At 75.3% G+C, this 16,437-nt stretch carries 16 protein-coding genes; 9 read left to right on the top strand and 7 right to left on the bottom strand.

Going from position 1 to position 16,437, the window contains the following annotated elements:
• Positions 1 to 2 precede the first annotated feature (2 nt).
• The 5 genes from AB0J00_RS06355 to AB0J00_RS06335 all read right to left on the bottom strand — a co-directional run bounded on the left by AB0J00_RS06355 (position 3) and on the right by AB0J00_RS06335 (position 4,252).
• Positions 3 to 647 carry an NAD(P)H-dependent oxidoreductase gene (locus AB0J00_RS06355; protein WP_357741813.1) on the bottom strand — a complete coding sequence of 215 codons (645 nt, stop codon included), beginning with the start codon at positions 645 to 647 and terminating at the stop codon, positions 3 to 5.
• Positions 648 to 729: 82 nt separating this feature from the next.
• Positions 730 to 1,116, bottom strand: a complete 387-nt coding sequence (locus AB0J00_RS06350; protein WP_357741811.1) for a YchJ family protein — start codon at positions 1,114 to 1,116, stop codon at positions 730 to 732.
• A 31-nt stretch (positions 1,117 to 1,147) separates the two neighbouring features.
• The gene (locus AB0J00_RS06345) at positions 1,148 to 1,930 is read right to left on the bottom strand and encodes a thioesterase family protein (protein WP_357741808.1); all 783 of its coding nucleotides are present in this window, start codon (positions 1,928 to 1,930) and stop codon (positions 1,148 to 1,150) included.
• A 16-nt stretch (positions 1,931 to 1,946) separates the two neighbouring features.
• Entirely contained in the window at positions 1,947 to 3,218 is a 1,272-nt protein-coding gene (locus AB0J00_RS06340) for a M18 family aminopeptidase (RefSeq protein WP_357741805.1), read from the bottom strand.
• A gap of 41 nt (positions 3,219 to 3,259) precedes the next feature.
• Entirely contained in the window at positions 3,260 to 4,252 is a 993-nt protein-coding gene (locus tag AB0J00_RS06335; protein ID WP_357741802.1) for an aldo/keto reductase, read from the bottom strand.
• Between the two features lie 139 nt (positions 4,253 to 4,391).
• On the opposite strand from AB0J00_RS06335, the gene AB0J00_RS06330 reads away from it, so the two are divergent.
• The gene (locus AB0J00_RS06330) at positions 4,392 to 5,915 is read left to right on the top strand and encodes an MFS transporter (RefSeq protein ID WP_357741800.1); all 1,524 of its coding nucleotides are present in this window, start codon (positions 4,392 to 4,394) and stop codon (positions 5,913 to 5,915) included.
• A 47-nt stretch (positions 5,916 to 5,962) separates the two neighbouring features.
• Positions 5,963 to 6,658, top strand: a complete 696-nt coding sequence (locus AB0J00_RS06325; RefSeq protein WP_357741797.1) for a TetR/AcrR family transcriptional regulator — start codon at positions 5,963 to 5,965, stop codon at positions 6,656 to 6,658.
• 5 nt (positions 6,659 to 6,663) lie between these two features.
• Here AB0J00_RS06325 and AB0J00_RS06320 read toward each other — a convergent pair whose 3' ends face one another.
• Entirely contained in the window at positions 6,664 to 8,202 is a 1,539-nt protein-coding gene (locus tag AB0J00_RS06320; RefSeq protein ID WP_357741794.1) for a PucR family transcriptional regulator, read from the bottom strand.
• A 125-nt stretch (positions 8,203 to 8,327) separates the two neighbouring features.
• On the opposite strand from AB0J00_RS06320, the gene AB0J00_RS06315 reads away from it, so the two are divergent.
• The 7 genes from AB0J00_RS06315 to AB0J00_RS06285 all read left to right on the top strand — a co-directional run bounded on the left by AB0J00_RS06315 (position 8,328) and on the right by AB0J00_RS06285 (position 16,059).
• On the top strand, positions 8,328 to 9,791 hold the full coding sequence (locus tag AB0J00_RS06315; protein WP_357741792.1) for a cytosine permease: 1,464 nt from the start codon (positions 8,328 to 8,330) through the stop codon (positions 9,789 to 9,791).
• A gap of 25 nt (positions 9,792 to 9,816) precedes the next feature.
• Positions 9,817 to 11,331: an amidohydrolase family protein gene (locus AB0J00_RS06310; protein ID WP_357741789.1), complete on the top strand. Its 1,515-nt coding sequence runs from the start codon at positions 9,817 to 9,819 to the stop codon at positions 11,329 to 11,331.
• A 48-nt stretch (positions 11,332 to 11,379) separates the two neighbouring features.
• A complete protein-coding gene (locus AB0J00_RS06305) occupies positions 11,380 to 12,282 on the top strand; it encodes a MoxR family ATPase (protein ID WP_357741786.1) in 903 nt (300 codons plus the stop codon).
• Between the two features lie 67 nt (positions 12,283 to 12,349).
• On the top strand, positions 12,350 to 13,462 hold the full coding sequence (locus AB0J00_RS06300; RefSeq protein ID WP_357741783.1) for a VWA domain-containing protein: 1,113 nt from the start codon (positions 12,350 to 12,352) through the stop codon (positions 13,460 to 13,462).
• A 65-nt stretch (positions 13,463 to 13,527) separates the two neighbouring features.
• Complete coding sequence (locus AB0J00_RS06295) at positions 13,528 to 14,649, top strand: XdhC/CoxI family protein (RefSeq protein WP_357741781.1); 1,122 nt, start codon at positions 13,528 to 13,530, stop codon at positions 14,647 to 14,649.
• An 86-nt stretch (positions 14,650 to 14,735) separates the two neighbouring features.
• On the top strand, positions 14,736 to 15,218 hold the full coding sequence (locus AB0J00_RS06290; protein WP_357741779.1) for an MOSC domain-containing protein: 483 nt from the start codon (positions 14,736 to 14,738) through the stop codon (positions 15,216 to 15,218).
• Positions 15,219 to 15,321: 103 nt separating this feature from the next.
• Positions 15,322 to 16,059 carry a hypothetical protein gene (locus AB0J00_RS06285; RefSeq protein WP_357741776.1) on the top strand — a complete coding sequence of 246 codons (738 nt, stop codon included), beginning with the start codon at positions 15,322 to 15,324 and terminating at the stop codon, positions 16,057 to 16,059.
• 39 nt (positions 16,060 to 16,098) lie between these two features.
• Here AB0J00_RS06285 and AB0J00_RS06280 read toward each other — a convergent pair whose 3' ends face one another.
• Positions 16,099 to 16,428, bottom strand: a complete 330-nt coding sequence (locus AB0J00_RS06280) for a hypothetical protein (RefSeq protein ID WP_357741773.1) — start codon at positions 16,426 to 16,428, stop codon at positions 16,099 to 16,101.
• Positions 16,429 to 16,437 lie beyond the last annotated feature (9 nt).

The raw sequence follows: 16,437 nt of genomic DNA, 5'->3' as shown, positions 1-16,437 counted from the left end.
GCTCAGCCCAGCCGGCCGGCCAGGTGCACCGCGGCGGCGTGCGCGGCGCGGGCGCTCTCGTCGGCCTGGTCGCGCAGCCCGGTCATCGCGGCCACCCGCCCGGCGAGGGTCAGCTGCACGGTGACCACCTCGACGGTCATCCCGAACGACTGGCCGAGCACCAGCTCCAGCGGCGGCACCGTGTGGTCCCAGCCGGCGGTCGGTGTCCCCTCGTCGTAGGCCGCGCCCCGGCTGGAGACCACCACCGCCGTGCGGCCGGCCAGCGGCTGCTCGCCGTCCGGCCCGAACGGCACCGTGGTGCCCAGCACGTGCACGTGGTCGAGCCACGCCTTGAGCGTGGAGGGCAGCGACCAGTTGTACATCGGTGCCCCGACCAGCAGGACGTCGGCGGCGAGCAGTTCGTCGAGGTAGCCCTGCTGGCGGGCCTCGGCGGCCGGGTCGGCGGTCTCACCGGCGATCCGCAGCGCGGGCGCCCAGTGCAGCGCGGCGTCGGGCAGGTGCGGCGGCGGGTCGGCCTGCAGGTCCCGGCTGGTCACGGTGAACGCCGGTCCCCGCGCCCGCCAGGTGTCGACGAAGGCGCCGGTGACCGCCCGGGAGGCCGAGGTGCGCGGATCGGCGGACGAGTCGAGGTGCAGCAGGTGCGGCATGGGCGCCAGCCTCCCGCACCGGTCCCGTCGCCGGCACCGCGCGCACCGCCGGGCGGGAAGGTCGTGGGGTGGGCCGGGCGGGTCAGGAGGAAGGCTCGCCGTCCAGGTAGCGCCACCGGCCGCCGTCCCGGACGAACCGGCTGCGCTCGCCCTGCACGCCGGCTCCGCCGTCGGCGACGAAGTGCGCCCGGAACTCGACCGTGCCCTCGGCGGCGAGCATCGTGCCGCCGCTGGTGGCGACGACCTCCAGACCGGTCCATCGCACGCCCGGGTCGAGCTGGAGGTCGGCCGGCCGGGTGCCGGGGTGCCAGGTCTCGAGCAGGTAGGCGGGGTCGCCGACGGCGAACGCGCTGTACCGCGAGCGCATCAGCTGCTCGGCCGTCGCCGCCTGGGCGGTGCCGTCGTGCAGCCGGCCGCAGCACCCGGCGTAGGGCAGGCCGGAACCGCAGGGGCAGGAACGGGGAGGCACCCGGCCAGTCTGCCGCCCGGGCCCGCCCGGGTCAGCCGTGGGCGGGCATCGGCCGGACGGTGAGCACCTGCTCGGCCCGGCCCACCGGCCCCTGCTCGTCGTGCAGCACGCTGCTGGTCAGGCCCACGCCGTCCGGGCCGAAGACCACGGTGGTGTCCAGGCCGACCACGCCGTCGGTGGGCTGCCGGTACAGGTGCACCGACAGGTCGAGGTTGGGGAACATCCACGCGCCCGGCGACTCCCGCACCGCGATCCCGTTCGCGGTGTCGACCAGCCCGATGAACCGCGCCAGCGCCCCGGCCGGCTCGCCGTCCACCAGGTCGAGCGGGGTCGACAGCCAGGCCTGCGCCCGGCCGGGGCCGGCGTCGGCCGAGCGGCGGACCTCGATCGAGGCGATGTACCCGCCGGGCCAGGTGTCCGGCCCGTGCCAGACCGGCAGCTGGTCGCGGGGCGGCAGCGGCGCCGGGGCGCCGCCGGCCACCGCGGAGGTGTCCTGCGCGGCGAGCAGCCAGGCCCGGGCCCGGACGACGGCGCGCCCGGCGACGGTCATCGTCGCCTCGACCAGCGAGATCGTGCGCCCCGGCCGGACCGTCTCCACGGAGACCTCCGACTCCGCGGCGCCGATGACCCCGAGGATCTCGAAGGTCAGCCGGCCGACGGTCAGCCCGCCGCCGGCCGCGTGCCGCTCGATCTCGTGGGTGAGCAGCCCCGCGACCGGCGCGAAGTGCTGCTCGTCGGACCGCCACGCGCCCCCGGCGTGCACCGTCGGGAGGAAGCGGGTCGAGTCGAGCCGCTCGTAGTAGGCCTGTGCCATCGCTGCGGACCGCCTGTCAGCCGGTGAAGCACGCGGTGAGCGCGGCGACCATCAGCGGGACGTCGAGCGCCGAGGCCAGCTCCCGGCACGAGTGCATCGCCAGCATGGGCGCGCCGACGTCGACGGTCGCGACGCCGAGGCGGGTGGCGGTCAGCGGGCCGATCGTCGAGCCGCTGGGCAGGTCGGCCCGGGTGACGAAGTGCTGCACCGGCACGCCGGCCTCGGCGCAGCGCTCGGTGAACCAGCCGCCGGTGCCCGCGTCGGTGGCGTAGGCCTGGTTGGCGTTCAGCTTGAGCACCGGGCCGCCGCCGAGCACCGGGCGGTGCTGGGGCTCGTGCCGGTCGTGGCGGGTCGGGTGGACGGCGTGCGCCATGTCCGCCGACACCAGCCGGGTCTGCGCCAGCGCGCGGGGCAGCGCCTGCGGGTCCGCGCCGTCGGTGACCGCGACCAGCCGGGCCACGACGTCCTCCAGGAAGCTGCCGCGCGCGCCCGACATCGAGCCGCTGCCCACCTCCTCGTGGTCGTTGCAGACCAGCAGCTGGGTGCGGGCGGTGCCGCGGGCGGCGATCAGCGCGGTGAGCCCGGAGTGGCAGCAGGCCTGGTCGTCGAGCCGCGGGGAGGCGATCCAGGTGCCGTCGGCGCCGGCCGGGGCGGCGGGCTGGGTGTCGGCGAGCACGAGGTCGTGGCCGACGACGTCGTCCGCCGCGACGCCGGCGGCCTGCGCCACCGCGGCGCGCAGACCGGGCTCGGTGTCGAGGTCGCTGCCCCAGACCGGCACGAGATCGCGCTGCGGGTCGAGCTTCAGCCCGTCGCGGACGCCGCGGTCCAGGTGGATGGCGAGGCTCGGCAGCCGCACCGGGGCGCCGGGCAGCCGGACCAGCTCGGTGCGGCCGCCCCGGAGCGCGACCCGGCCGGCGACCGTGAGCTCCCGGTCCAGCCAGGTGTGCCAGAGGCCGCCGCCGTAGGGCTCGACGCCGACCAGCCGGTAGCCGGCCTGCCGGACGTCGTCGTGCGGGCGGACCTTGAAGGTGGGCGAGTCGGTGTGCGCGCCGACCATCCGCAGCCCGGCCTCCGCGAGCGGCGCCGTCCCGACGCGGAACGCGATCAGGCTGCCCTGCCGGACGACGAAGTGCTGGCCACCGGGCGCCAGCTGCCAGGCCTCGGCCTCCGTCAGCTCGGTGAAGCCGACGCCGCGCAGCCGGCGGGCCAGCTCGGCCACGGCGTGGAACGGCGACGGCGAGGCGTCGACGAAGGTGCGCAGGTCGTTGCCGAGGGTCAGGTCCGCCATGCCTGCATCCTGCCCGTGCGGCTCGACCCGGGTGCGGGGGGTCAGGTCTGCAGCCAGCGCATCCCGGACGGCGAGTACCGCTCGCCGGCGGTGACGCCGACCGGTGCGACCTCCTCGATCGCGGCGAGGTCGGCGGGGGTCAGCTCGACGTCCAGCGCGGAGACGTTCTCCTCGAGGTTCGCGATCCGCCGGGTCCCCGGGATGGGCACGACGTCCGGGCCCTGGGCGAGCACCCACGCGAGCGCCAGCCGGGTCGGCGTCACGCCCTTGGCCGCGGCGATCGCCACCACCCGGTCGAGCACCTCGAGGTTCCTGGCGAAGTTCTCGCCCTGGAAGCGCGGGGAGCTGCGGCGGAAGTCGTCCTCCGCGAAGTCGTCGACGCTGCGGATCTTCCCGGAGAGGAACCCGCGGCCCAGCGGCGCGTAGGGCACGAACCCGATGCCCAGCTCGCGCACGGTCGCCAGCACGCCGTTGTCCTCGACGTCCCGGGTGAACAGCGACCACTCCGTCTGCACCGCGGACAGCGGGTGCGCGGCGTGCGCCCGGCGGATCGTCTCCGGGAACGCCTCGCTGATCCCGACGAACCGCACCTTCCCCTCGGCGACCAGCTCGCCGAGCGCCCCGAACGTCTCCTCGACCGGCACCGCGGGGTCGACCCGGTGCTGGTAGCAGAGGTCGACCACGTCGGTGCCCAGCCGCTGCAGCGAGCCCTCGACCGACGCCCGCACGTACGCCGGGGTGCCGTTGACCCGCCCGGTGCGCCGGCCGTCGGCGTCCAGCTCGTTGCCGAACTTCGTCGCCAGCACCACCTCGTCCCGGTGCGCGGCCAGCACCCTGCCCAGCAGGCGCTCGTTCGTCCACGGTCCGTAGACGTCGGCCGTGTCGAGGAACGTCACGCCCAGCTCCAGCGCCCGGGCGAGCGTCGCCAGGTTCTCGGCCTCGTCGAACGGGCCGTAGTAGGAGCTCATCCCCATGCAGCCGAGGCCCTCGGCCGAGACGGTCAGGCCCTGCTGTCCGAGCTGGCGTGTCTGCACGGCACCGATCCTGCCCCGCTCCCGCGGCCCCGCGCCCGTAACGGAGAGTTCACGCAAAATCCGGAGACGGCTGCTCCGTTTGTGCGCTACTGTCCTCCTCGAAGCGGAGACGACGGCTCCGCTCTGGATGGGAGAGATCATGGCCGAGACCCTCAGCGCTCCGGCAGTCGGCACCCCCGACCGCACCGAGCGCCACGACCGCACCGAACCGCCCGATCACGCCCGCCGCTGGTGGGTGCTCGCCGTCCTGGGCATCGCGCAGCTGATGGTGGTGCTCGACGCCACCGTCGTGAACATCGCGCTCCCCTACGCCCAGGCCGACCTCGGGTTCGGGGACGCCGACCGCCAGTGGGTGGTCACCGCCTACGCGCTCGCCTTCGGCAGCCTGCTGCTGATCGGCGGGCGCATCGCCGACCTGTTCGGCCGCAAGAACGTGTTCCTCGTCGGCCTGGCCGGCTTCGCCATCGCCTCGGCCGTCGGCGGCGCCGCCACCAACTTCGGGATGCTCGTCGTCGCCCGCGCCGTCCAGGGCGGCTTCGGCGCGCTGCTGGCCCCCGCCGGCCTGTCGCTGCTGGCCACCACCTTCGTCGACGCCCGCGAGCGCGCCCGCGCCTTCGGCATCTACGGCGGCATCGCCGGCGCCGGCGCCTCGATCGGCCTGCTGCTCGGCGGCGTCCTCACCGAGTACGCCTCCTGGCGCTGGACGATGTACGTGAACCTCTTCTTCGCCGCCCTCGCGCTGGTCGGCGGGTTCCTGCTGCTCGCCAAGCACGCCAGCGACGCCCGGCCGCGGCTCGACCTGCCCGGCACCGTGCTGGTCAGCGCCGGCCTGTTCGCCCTCGTCTACGGGTTCTCCCGCGCCGAGAGCGACGGCTGGTCCGACAGCCTGACCCTGGGCTTCCTGGTGGCCGCCGGAGTGCTGCTGGCCGCGTTCGTGGTCTGGCAGACCCGCGCGGGCAACCCGCTGCTCCCGCTGCGCGTGGTCCTGGACCGCAGCCGCGGCGGCTCCTACCTGGCGATGTTCATCGCCGCGGCCGGGATGTTCGCCGTCTTCCTGTTCCTCACCTACTACCTCGAGGCGACGCTGGGTTACAGCGCCGTCCGGGCCGGGGTGGCGTTCCTGCCGATGACCGGCGTCCTGGTGGTCACCGCGGGCATCTCGAGCACGGTGCTGGTGCCGCGGGTCAGCCCGCGGGTCCTCATGCCGGCGGGCATGCTGCTCGCCGCGGCCGGGATGGTCGTGCTCACCCGGATCGAGCTGCAGTCGGCCTACGCCTCCACGGTGCTGCCGGCCTCGCTGCTCATGGGCATCGGGCTGGGCCTGGTGTTCTCCGCCGCGTTCGTGCTGGGCACCCTCGGCGTCACCGAGCACGACGCCGGGGTCGCCTCGGCGATGGTGAACACCACCCAGCAGGTCGGCGGGTCGATCGGCGCGGCGCTGCTCAACACCATCGCCGCCACCGCCGCCACCGGGTGGGTGGCCGACCACGCCGCGGACACCCCCGACCAGCGGCTGCTGGCCGCCCAGGCGGCGCTGCACAGCTACACCACCGCCTTCTGGTGGGCGGCGGCGATCTTCGCCGGCGGGGCCGTGCTGTCCGGGCTGGTGCTGCGGCGCGACGTGCCTCAGCTCGATGGGAGCGCCACCGCCGTGGCACTCTGAGGAGAGCGTTCGGTGCACCGGCGCAGCGGGCGGGACAGGAGGACCTCGTGACCAGCACAGCGAGCACGACCGCGGACACGAGCGTCGACACCCCTGCCCGACCGCTGCGCCGGGACGCCGCGCGCAACCGGGAGCTGCTGCTCGCCGCGGCCCGCACCGTCTTCGCCGAGCGCGGCCTCGAGGCCACCCTGGACGACGTGGCCAAGGCGGCCGGCGTGGGCGTCGGCACCGCCTACCGGCACTTCGGCAACAAGTTCGAGCTGGCCACCGCCGTGCTCGAGGAGGCCATCGACGCGATGGTGGTCATGGCCGAGAAGGCGCTCGCCGACGAGGACCCCTGGCGGGGCCTGGTCAGCTGCCTGGAGTCGGCGCTGGGGCTGCAGGCCTTCAACCGCGGCCTGCGCGAAGTGCTGACCAGCGTCTCGGACCCGGAGAGCGTGCTGCGGATCAAGGAGAAGCTCGAGGAGCCGCTGACCCTGCTGGTCCAGCGCGCGCAGGCGGCCGGCGCGCTGCGCGCCGACGTGACCGTCGGCGACTTCAAGGTCCTCACCGTGATGGTCTGCGCCGTCGCCGACCTGGCCGGCGAGACCGCCCCGGAGATCTGGCGCCGGTACCTGGCCCTGCTGCTGCCCGGCCTGCGCCCGGGCAACGACCCGCTGCCGGTCGAGGCGCTCACCCTCGCGCAGCTGGACGCCGCCAGCACGTCCTCCTGCCAGTACCACTGGGGCGGCACCGGGGGCTGACCCGGTCAAGGGTGCGCCGGCAGCGACCGGCGCGCCTCCTCCACGAACGCCGCGGTGAGCACCGCGGCCGCCCGGGCCGGCGTCGCGTCCAGCGGCCCGACCAGCGCCTCGATCCGGTCCAGCCGCTGGTAGAGCGTCTGCCGGCCGATGCCCAGCGCCGCCGCGGTGGCGGTCTTGCTCCCCCACAGCGCGCCGTACGCGGCCAGGGTGTGCAGCAGGTCGCCGCCTCCCTCGGTCAGCCGGCCGAGCACCTCGTCGACGAAGTCGCCCAGCCGCGGGTCGTCGTCCAGCGAGCGGACCAGCCGCTCCACCGCGTGACCCCGCGCGTCGACCACCCCCTCGTCGGCCGCCGGGCGCCGGCTCCACCGGCGCACCGTGCGCACCGCCGTCACCTCGCGGGCCAGGTCGCGGCGCCGCCGGGTGCCCGCGCCCACGCACGCCACCGCGGTGCCGCGCGGCCGGGCGGGCCGGGGCAGGTCGGCCAGCAGCACCGCCCGGGCCCGCTCCAGCTCCGCCGGGACGGCGAACGGCAGCACCGCGAGCAGCTCGTCGCCGGCCACCTGCACCAGCGCCCCAGGTGCGACCCGCCGGACGACCTCGCGGACCGCCCGCAGCCGGTGCCAGTCGCCGCCGATGTCCGCGGAGACCCCCAGGTAGTGGGCGTCCGCGGGCAGCCCGAGCCGGTCCAGGTAGACCTCCACCTGCAGCGCGTCCGCCGACCGGTCCCGGCCGTCGCGGCTGAGCAGGGCGAACAGCTCCGCCGTCAGCCGCTCCTCGATGCTCGGCGGCCGCACCCGCAGCAGGCTGATGGCCAGCACCTCCGGCGCCCGGTCCAGCGCGACGGCGACCGAGTGGATGTCGGCCTCCGCGCGGGCGCGCAGCAGCAGGGTGCCGCAGACCGCCTGCCCGGCGCGCAGCGGCGCGGAGAACGACCCGGCGAACGCGGTGTCGTCGGGCCGGTCGCCGGCGGGGTCGTCGGGTAAGCCGGCGCGGGCGATCTCCCCGCCGTCCAGCCCGACCAGGGTCACGTCGGCCCGGGTCTCCCGGGCGATCACCTCCAGCAGCGGCGTCACGGTGGCCGAACCGCCGGCCAGGTCGGCGAGGCTGACGGACAGTCTGTCCGCCAGCCGCAGTTGGCGCAGGCTGCCGTCGGACAGCCGGGTGTTCACGCTCTGGCAGATCTGCACGAACGGCACCCGCCGCCGCATCGCGACCACCGGCAGCCCGGCCTCGTCGGCCGCCGCGACCACCGCGGGGGGCACCGCCGGCAGCCGGTCGGTCAGCTCCACCGCCAGCCCGGCCACCCCGGCCTCCACCAGCGAGGACACGTACGACCGGCACTCCGCGTCGGTGAGGCCGGCGCCCAGGTTGACGCCCTCCATCAGCACCACCTCACCACCGAGCAGCAGCGGCGCGATGTCCAGCTGCTCGCTGGCGTGCACCCAGCGCACGGTGCGGGACAGGTCCGCGCCGCCGGTCACCACGAGCGGGTCGGTGGCCGCCACGAAGGGGTCGTCGAGCATCTCCGCGACGGTCAGGCCCATGCCGCGGGACCGTACAGAACGTCCACCGCCGAAACGGGGAGTTGACGCCGGGACGACCTGCCGCGAAACGCAACCAACTCACGCTCGACGTCGACGTTCCACCCCCCCCGGCCGAGGAGAGCGCGATGGAGACCCACGGGACGCACGGCACCGACGTCGAGGAGGCGTTGCAGCCGCTGCCCGACGAACGGCGCACCGCACCGGTCAACGGGCAGTTCTGGATCTGGGCCGGCGCGAACATCGCGCCGATCAACTGGGTGCTCGGCGCGCTCGGCGTGACCATGGGCCTCGGGCTCTGGGACACGATGACCGTGCTGGTGCTCGGCAACGTCGTCGGCATGGCCGTGTTCGGCGGCTTCGTGCTGCTGGGCCACCGCACCGGCGCCACCGGGATGGTGATGGCCCGGGCCGCCTTCGGCCGGCGCGGCAACTACCTGCCCGCGGCCATCCAGGCGGGGGTCGTCATCGGCTGGTGCGCGGTCAACACGTGGATCGTGCTCGACCTGGTCGTCGCGCTGCTCGGCAAGCTCGGCGTCGTCGATCCCGACGCCGCCAACGTCGGCTGGAAGATCGGTGTCGCGGCGCTGATCATGGCCGTCCAGGTGGCCATCTCGCTGGCCGGCTACAAGGCGATCGCCGCCTTCGAGCGCTGGACCGTGCCGCCCACCCTGGTGGTGCTCGCGCTGATGTCCTTCTTCGCCTGGGGCTTCCTCGACGTCGACTGGGGCTACGCCGGCCCGGCCGGCAGCGAGCTCACCGGCGGCGCCCGGATCGCCGCGATGTCGATCGTCATGACGGCGATCGGCATCGGCTGGGGCATCACCTGGTTCACCTACGCCGCCGACTACTCGCGCTTCGTCGACCGCCGCGCCCCGCGCCGCAAGCTGTTCCTGGCCAGCGTGCTGGCCCAGTTCATCCCGGTCGTCTGGCTGGGTCTGCTCGGCGCCACGCTGGCCACGAAGAACGGCGGCGTCGACCCCGGGCGGCTCATCGTCGACAACTACGGCGCGCTCGCCGTCCCGGTGCTGCTGCTCGTGCTGCACGGGCCGGTGGCCACCAACGTGCTCAACATCTACTCGTTCAGCATGGCGCTGCAGGCCATGGACGTCGCCCTCCGCCGCCGCACCCTGAACCTGCTGGTCGGCGTGCTGGCCTTCGTCGCCTGCGTCTGGTTCGTCTACCAGGACGACGTCGCCGCGGTGCTGGACGCGTGGCTCGCCGGGCTGGTCGGCTGGGTCGCCCCGTGGGCCGCCGTCGTCGGCGTCCACTACCTGGTCCGCGAGCGCGGCACCCGCGACTTCACCCACCTGTTCGACCCGGTCGGCGGGCGGCGGCTGCCCGACGTCCGCTGGGAGGCGCTGGTCTCCTTCGCCGTCGGCGTGGTGTGCACCTGGCTGTGCCTCAACGGCTCGGTGGCCGCGCTGCAGGGCCCGGTCGCCCGGGCGCTGGACGGCGTCGACCTCTCCTGGCTGGCCGGCGCGGTGACCGCCGGCGCCACCTACGCCCTGCTCACCACCCGCCGCGCGCCGGCGCCGTCGCCGGCACCACCCGTCGTCGAGCCGGCGCCGGTCGAGGCCGTCCGCTCCTGACCACCCGCAGAACCGAGGACACCCCATGCCGCTGTTCATCAAGGACGCGTCCGTCATCACCATGGACGCCGCCACCGGGAGCACCCCGGTCACCCGCAGCATCCGCATCGTCGACGACGTCATCACGGCCGTCGGCACCGGGCTGACCCCCGAGCCCGGCGACACGGTCATCGACGGCAGCGACCGGCTGGTCACCCCCGGCCTGGTCAACGCGCACACCCACTCGTGGGAGACCTTCGCCAAGGGCCGCTACGACAACCTGCCGCTCGAGCTGTGGATGGCGCTCTGCTACCCGATCCTCGGCGACAGCCGGGTCGAGCCCGACCTCGTCCGGTTGCGCTCCACCCTCTTCGCGATGGAGTCGCTCAAGGCCGGCGTCACCACGCTGGTCGACGACGTGCTGGAGACGCCGGACCAGGACGCCGGGCAGCTGGCCGCGGTGTTCGACGCGTACGAGGAGATCGGCGTCCGCGCCAACGTCTCCGGGCACGTGATCAGCAAGCCGTTCATCGACACGCTGCCCTACGTCACCGAGTACCTGCCGCCGTCGGTCGTCGCCGAGGTGCGGGCCGCACCCACCGCCACCACCGACGAGTACCTCGACTTCAGCCGCCAGGCGTTCGCCACCCACCACGGCCGGGCCGGCGGGCGGCTGCGGTACATGGTGGCGCCGTCCGGCCCGCAGCGGGTGGGCGCCGACCTGCTCACCGGCGCCACCGAGCTGGCCCGCGAGTTCGACGCGGAGTGCCACGTCCACGTGCTGGAGACCAAGACCCAGCTGGTCACCGGCCGGGAGTTCTACGGCACCTCCCTGGTGTCGTACATGGACTCCCTCGGCGCGCTGTCGCCGAACACCACCTTCGCGCACGGCATCTGGGTGACCCGCGAGGACCTCGAGCTGGTCGCCGCCGCCGGCACCTCGATCTCGCACAACCCGATCAGCAACCTGAAGCTCGGCTCGGGCATCGCGCCGTGGCGGGCGCTGCACGACGCCGGGGTGAACGTGGGCCTGGGCTCCGACGGCTGCTCCAGCAGCGACTCGCCGCGGATGCTCGACGTCGTCAAGACCGCGGCCCTGCTGCACAAGGTCACCGACGCCGACTTCACCACCTGGCCGACCGTGCACGAGGTGCTCACCGCCGGCACGATCGGCGGCGCGCGCAGCGCGGTGCTCGACCGGGTCACCGGCAGCCTCGAGGTGGGCAAGCAGGCCGACCTGGTCGTCTTCGACCTGGAGACGCTCGCCTTCACGCCCCGGCAGCGGCTGGACCACCAGCTCGTCTACTCGGAGAACGGCTCGTCGATCGACACGGTGGTCGTCGCCGGCCGGGTCGTCGTGCAGGGCGGCCGGATGACGACGGTCGACGAGGCCGCCGTCCGCGCCGAGCTCGCCGGGCAGCTGGAGAAGATCGTCGCCCGGCAGGACGAGCTGGACGCGACGAACGCCGTCCTGCGCGAGCCGTTCGAGGCCATGTACCGCCGGGCGCAGGCGGAGCCCGCACCGGTCGACCGGTTCAGCGGGGGCGGCTGGTTGGTCTGAGCACCCGCCGTCCGGAACGGCCGCTGCGCGCGGGGGAGGGAGGGTGGGATGCTGCCCGGTGTGAGCGAGCCCACCCTCCCCCGCGACCCAGGCGCGCTCGCGGCGGCGCTGGAGACCACCGGCTACCTGCCCGACGAGGGCCTGGCCACCGCCGCCTACCTCGCGCTGGTCATGCACCGGCCGCTGTTCCTCGAGGGCGAGGCGGGCGTCGGCAAGACCGCGCTGGCCCGGGCGCTGGCCGAGGTCACCGGCCGGCCGCTGTACCGGCTGCAGTGCTACGAGGGCCTCGAGGCCACCCACGCGCTCTACGACTGGGACTTCGGCCGGCAGCTGCTGCACCTGCGCGCCGCCGAGGCCGCCCACGCGGCCGGTGACACCGAGGAGCTGGAGGCGTCGCTGTACGACCGGCGGTTCCTGCTGGCCCGCCCGCTGCTGCAGGCGCTGGAGGACTCCCCGTCGGTGCTGCTGGTCGACGAGGTCGACCGCGCGGACGACGAGTTCGAGGCGTTCCTGCTCGAGGTGCTGAGCGACTTCACCATCTCCATCCCCGAGCTCGGCACCGTGCGCGCGGCCACCCCGCCGCTGGTCGTGCTCACCTCCAACCGCACCCGCGAGGTGCACGACGCGCTCAAGCGCCGCTGCCTCTACCACTGGCTGGAGCACCCCGGGTTCGAGCGCGAGGTGGCGATCCTGCGCCGCCGGCTGCCCGACGTGACCGAGACGCTCGCCCGCCAGGTCGCCCGCGCCACCGCCGGGCTGCGCGACCTGGACCTGCTCAAGCCGCCCGGCGTCGCCGAGGCGATGGACTGGGCGTCCGCGCTGCACGCCCTCGGCGCCCGGGAGCTGGACCCCGACATCGCCGCCCGCACGCTGGGCGCCGTGCTCAAGTACCGGGAGGACGGCGAGCGGGTGAAGGCCCTGGCCGCGGGGGCGCTGTTCGGTGGGGCCTGACCGGGCTTCGGAGGCAAAGGAAGCTCTGCACCCGGTTTCGACCCCGAAACAGGGTGCAGAGCTTCCTTTGCCTGAGACCAGGGACGTCGTGCAGACGGTGCTCGGGTTCGCCCGGACGCTGCGGCACGCCGGGGTGGCCGCCTCGCCGGACCGGGTCGAGGCGATGCTCGCCGCGGCCGGGCACCTCGACGTCCTGGACCCCACGGCCGTCTACTGGGCCGGCCGGCTGACGCTCTGCGCCGGCCCCGACGACCTGGACCGCTACGACGCCGCGTTCGCCGCGTACTTCGGCGGCGAGGTGCCGCGCGCCCGCGCCCGCGCCGCGGACGAACCGGTCCGGGTCGCCGCGGTCGCTCCGCTGGCCGACGCCGGGGACGCGGACGGCGCCGACGACGAGCCCACCGAGCTGGCCACCAAGGCCAGCGGCGCGGAGGTGCTGCGGCACCGGGACGTCGGCGAGCTGACCCCCGCCGAGCGCGAGCAGCTGCGCCGGCTGTTCACCCTGCTCGCCCCGGCCACCCCGATGCGGCGGTCGCGGCGGCGCAGCCCGGCCGTGCACGGCGGCATCGACGGCCCGCGCACGGTGCGCCGGGCGCTGCGCACCGGTGGCGAGGTGACCGCGCTGGCCCGGCACCGGGCCCGGCCCCGCCCGCGCCGGGTGGTGCTGCTGATCGACGTCTCCGGCTCGATGAGCCCCTACGCCGACGCGCTGCTGCGGTTCGCGCACGCCGCCGTCCGGGCCCGGCCGGCGTCCACCGAGGTGTTCACGATCGGCACCCGGCTGACCCGGGTCACCCGGGAGCTGCGGCTGCGCGACCCCGACCGGGCGCTGGCCGCCGGCGGGGAGGCGATCCCCGACTGGTCCGGCGGCACCCGGATCGGCGAGGTGCTCAAGGCGTTCCTCGACCGCTGGGGGCAGCGCGGCACCGCCCGCGGCGCCGTGGTCGTGGTGTGCAGCGACGGCTGGGAGCGCGGGGGAGCGGAGCTGCTGGGCGAGCAGATGGCCCGGCTGCACCGGCTCGCGCACGCCGTCGTCTGGGTGAACCCGCACAAGGGGCGGTCGGGGTACGAGCCGCTGACCGCGGGGATGGTCGCCGCGCTGCCGTCGGTCGACCACTTCGTCGCCGGGCACAGCCTGGCGGCGTTCGAGGAGCTGGCCGGGGTGATCACCCGTGCCTAGGTGCTTGAGTGGAGTCCCAGCGCATCGAATTCCGAGCGCTGGGACTCCGCCGGAGAGGTGGCGCGATGCGTGAGGTGCTGGACGACCTGGTCGGCTGGTGGTCGGCGGGGGAGACCGTCGGCGTGGGCACCGTGGTGGGCACCTGGCGCTCGGCGCCGCGGCCGCCGGGTGCGGCGATGCTGGTCGGCCCCGACGGCACCGCGGTGGGCAGCGTGTCCGGCGGCTGCGTCGAGGGCGCGGTCTACGAGGAGGCCAAGGACGTCGTCGCCGGTGGCGAGCCCACCCTGCAGCGCTACGGCGTCAGCGACGACGACGCCTTCGCCGTGGGCCTGACCTGCGGCGGGATCCTCGACGTCTACGTGGAGGCGGTGAACCGGGAGACCTTCCCGGAGCTCGGCGAGGTCGCCGCGTCGGTGGCCGCGCACGAGCCGGTCGCCGTCGTCACCTGCGTCAAGGGCCCGGCCGACCGGCTGGGCCGGCGGATGGTGCTGTGGCCCGACCGGGCGTCGGGCTCGTTCGGCGAGCAGCACCTGGACGGCGCGGTCGCCGACGACGCCCGCGGCCTGCTCGCCGCCGGCCGCACCGCCACCCTCACCTACGGCCACGACGGCGAGCGGCGCGGCGACGACCTGACGCTGTTCGTCTCCTCCTTCGCCCCGCCGGCCCGGATGGTCGTGTTCGGCGCGATCGACTTCGCCGCCGCGGTCGCCCGGGTGGGCTCGTTCCTCGGCTACCGGGTCACCGTCTGCGACGCCCGCCCGGTGTTCGCCACCGCCCGCCGGTTCCCGGACGCCGACGAGGTGGTCGTCGAGTGGCCGCACCGGTACCTGCAGGCCGAGGCCGACGCCGGGCGGATCGACGAGCGCACGGTGCTGTGCGTGCTCACCCACGACCCGAAGTTCGACGTCCCGCTGCTGGAGGTGGCGCTGCGGCTGCCGGTCGCCTACGTCGGCGCGATGGGATCGCGGCGCACGCACGACGAGCGCCTGGACCGGCTGCGCGAGGCCGGGTTGAAGCCGGACGAGCTGGACCGGCTGTCCTCGCCGATCGGCCTGGACCTGGGTGCGCGCACGCCGGAGGAGACCGCGATCTCCATCGCCGCGGAGGTCATCGCCGGTCGCTGGGGTGGCACCGGTGAGCGGCTGACCGGGGTCGACGGCCCGATCCACCGGACGGCGGACCGCTGAGCGGGCTGTCGCACTGCTACGACGTCGAGGTCGTCGGGCTGCTCGCCGCGCCGGAGCACCGCTACGACGGCCGCCCGGACGCCGCGGTGGCCGCGCTGCCCGTCGAGCGCCGGGACCGGATCGAGGTGCGCGCCGGGCTCGGCGTGGTCGGCGACCGCTACTTCGGCCGCCCCGCGCACCGCGACGCGTCGGTGACCGTGCTCGCCGTGGAGTCGCTGGAGGCGCTGGCCGCGGAGCTCGGCAGCGGACCGCTCGACCCGCTGGCCCCGCGGCGCAACGTCGTCCTGCGCGGCGCGGAGGTCGAGGCGCTGCGCGGGCAGCTGTTCGGCCTGGACACCGGGGGTGGTGAGGTGGTGCTCGCCGGCGGGCGGCCGGCGAACCCCTGCGCCTGGATGGACCTGGTGCTGGCGCCCGGGGCGCACCGCGGGCTGCGCGGCCGGGGCGGGGTGCGCTGCGCGCCGCGCACGGACGGCGTGCTGACGCTGGGTCCCGCGGTGCTCCGGTCCGCGGTACCGCTGGACCCCGCCCGGGCCGGGCTCGCCGTCCGCCCCGCTCTCCGGTCACGCTGAGGTCACGTTCGGCTGCGTATCGGCGACGCTCCGTTGTCGTCGGTCATCATCGAGGAGCCGCCACGCCCGGACCCGGGGCGGCGACGTCCACGGATGGAGATCCATGCGCACCACGACCCTGCACCTCCGGGGCATCGCCGTCGCCGGCCTCGCCGCCGTGCTGCTCACCGCCTGCGGGGGGAGCGGCGACAGCGACCGGGCCGCCGGCGCCGGCGGCTCGTCGAGCGCGAGCACGTCGGCGCAGAGCGGGCTGGCCGGCAAGACCGGCCCCGAGGTCGCCGCAGCCGCCGCCGACGCGCTGGCCGGCGTCGACGCCGTGCACGTCACCGGCACCGGTACCGAGGCCGGCCAGCAGGTGACGCTGGACCTGCAGCTGCAGGGCTCCGACCTCAGCGGCACCATCGCCACCGCCGGCCAGACGGTGCAGATCATCTCCACCGGCGGGCAGACCTACGCCCAGGCGCCCGCGGCCTTCTGGAGCTCGCAGGGCATCCCGGCCGAGGCCGCCGGCCAGCTCGACGGCCGGTGGGTGGCGCTGCCCGCCGAGGTCGGCGACGAGCTCAGCGGCTTCTCGCTGGCGGACCTCGCCGACGAGCTGCGCCACCCCAGCGACGGGGAGGTGCAGCAGGAGGTCACCACCGGCCAGGTCGACGGCCAGGACGTCGTGGTGGTCACCCAGGCCGACGGCAGCGCGCTGAGCGTGGCGGCCACCGGCACGCCCTACCCGCTGCAGATCGACAACAAGGGCGACGAGGCCAGCTCGCTGACCCTGCGCGACTTCGGGAAGAAGCAGACCATCGCCGCGCCGCCGTCGCCGCTGGACTTCACCGCGGGCGCCTGACGGCCACCGGGCCGGCCCGCCGGGCGCACACCCGGCGGGTCAGCCCGACAACGAAGGCCCGTTGAGGTCGATCGCCCGGTCGTAGGCCACCTGCCGGGCCGCGCTGAACCGCTCGTGCCAGTCCGGCGCGCCGTCGGGGATCTCCTCGACGACCGTCTCGCCGAGCACCCGGGTCTGCCCGTCGGGCAGCCGCGCGACCTTCCGGACGACGACCCGGGTCACCCCGCCGACCGCCTCGTGCGCGTCCTCCCAGCGGGCCGCCGCCTCCGCCGCGGGCCACCGGCGGGACGGGCGGTCCTGCCACGCCTGCCAGGCGACGACCGCGAGCACGACGAGGATGCCGAGGACCACCAGGTCGAGCAGGACCATCGCGCGTGC

Source organism: Modestobacter sp. NPDC049651 (genome assembly GCF_040659695.1).
Lineage (GTDB): Bacteria > Actinomycetota > Actinomycetes > Mycobacteriales > Geodermatophilaceae > Modestobacter.
The sequence above is the reverse complement of the archived record's forward strand: the minus strand, read 5'-3'. Positions and strand labels throughout refer to the sequence as shown.

What these genes read in the sequence shown, in the direction of transcription:
- AB0J00_RS06295 (WP_357741781.1), top strand. Translation starts at nt 13,528, where the DNA reads ATGCGTGAGGTGCTGGACGACCTGGTCGGCTGGTGGTCGGCGGGGGAG.
- AB0J00_RS06340 (WP_357741805.1), bottom strand. Translation starts at nt 3,218, where the DNA reads ATGGCGGACCTGACCCTCGGCAACGACCTGCGCACCTTCGTCGACGCC.
- AB0J00_RS06345 (WP_357741808.1), bottom strand. Translation starts at nt 1,930, where the DNA reads ATGGCACAGGCCTACTACGAGCGGCTCGACTCGACCCGCTTCCTCCCG.
- AB0J00_RS06305 (WP_357741786.1), top strand. Translation starts at nt 11,380, where the DNA reads ATGCTGCCCGGTGTGAGCGAGCCCACCCTCCCCCGCGACCCAGGCGCG.
- AB0J00_RS06330 (WP_357741800.1), top strand. Translation starts at nt 4,392, where the DNA reads ATGGCCGAGACCCTCAGCGCTCCGGCAGTCGGCACCCCCGACCGCACC.
- AB0J00_RS06315 (WP_357741792.1), top strand. Translation starts at nt 8,328, where the DNA reads ATGGAGACCCACGGGACGCACGGCACCGACGTCGAGGAGGCGTTGCAG.
- AB0J00_RS06355 (WP_357741813.1), bottom strand. Translation starts at nt 647, where the DNA reads ATGCCGCACCTGCTGCACCTCGACTCGTCCGCCGATCCGCGCACCTCG.
- AB0J00_RS06310 (WP_357741789.1), top strand. Translation starts at nt 9,817, where the DNA reads ATGCCGCTGTTCATCAAGGACGCGTCCGTCATCACCATGGACGCCGCC.
- AB0J00_RS06320 (WP_357741794.1), bottom strand. Translation starts at nt 8,202, where the DNA reads ATGGGCCTGACCGTCGCGGAGATGCTCGACGACCCCTTCGTGGCGGCC.
- AB0J00_RS06285 (WP_357741776.1), top strand. Translation starts at nt 15,322, where the DNA reads ATGCGCACCACGACCCTGCACCTCCGGGGCATCGCCGTCGCCGGCCTC.
- AB0J00_RS06280 (WP_357741773.1), bottom strand. Translation starts at nt 16,428, where the DNA reads ATGGTCCTGCTCGACCTGGTGGTCCTCGGCATCCTCGTCGTGCTCGCG.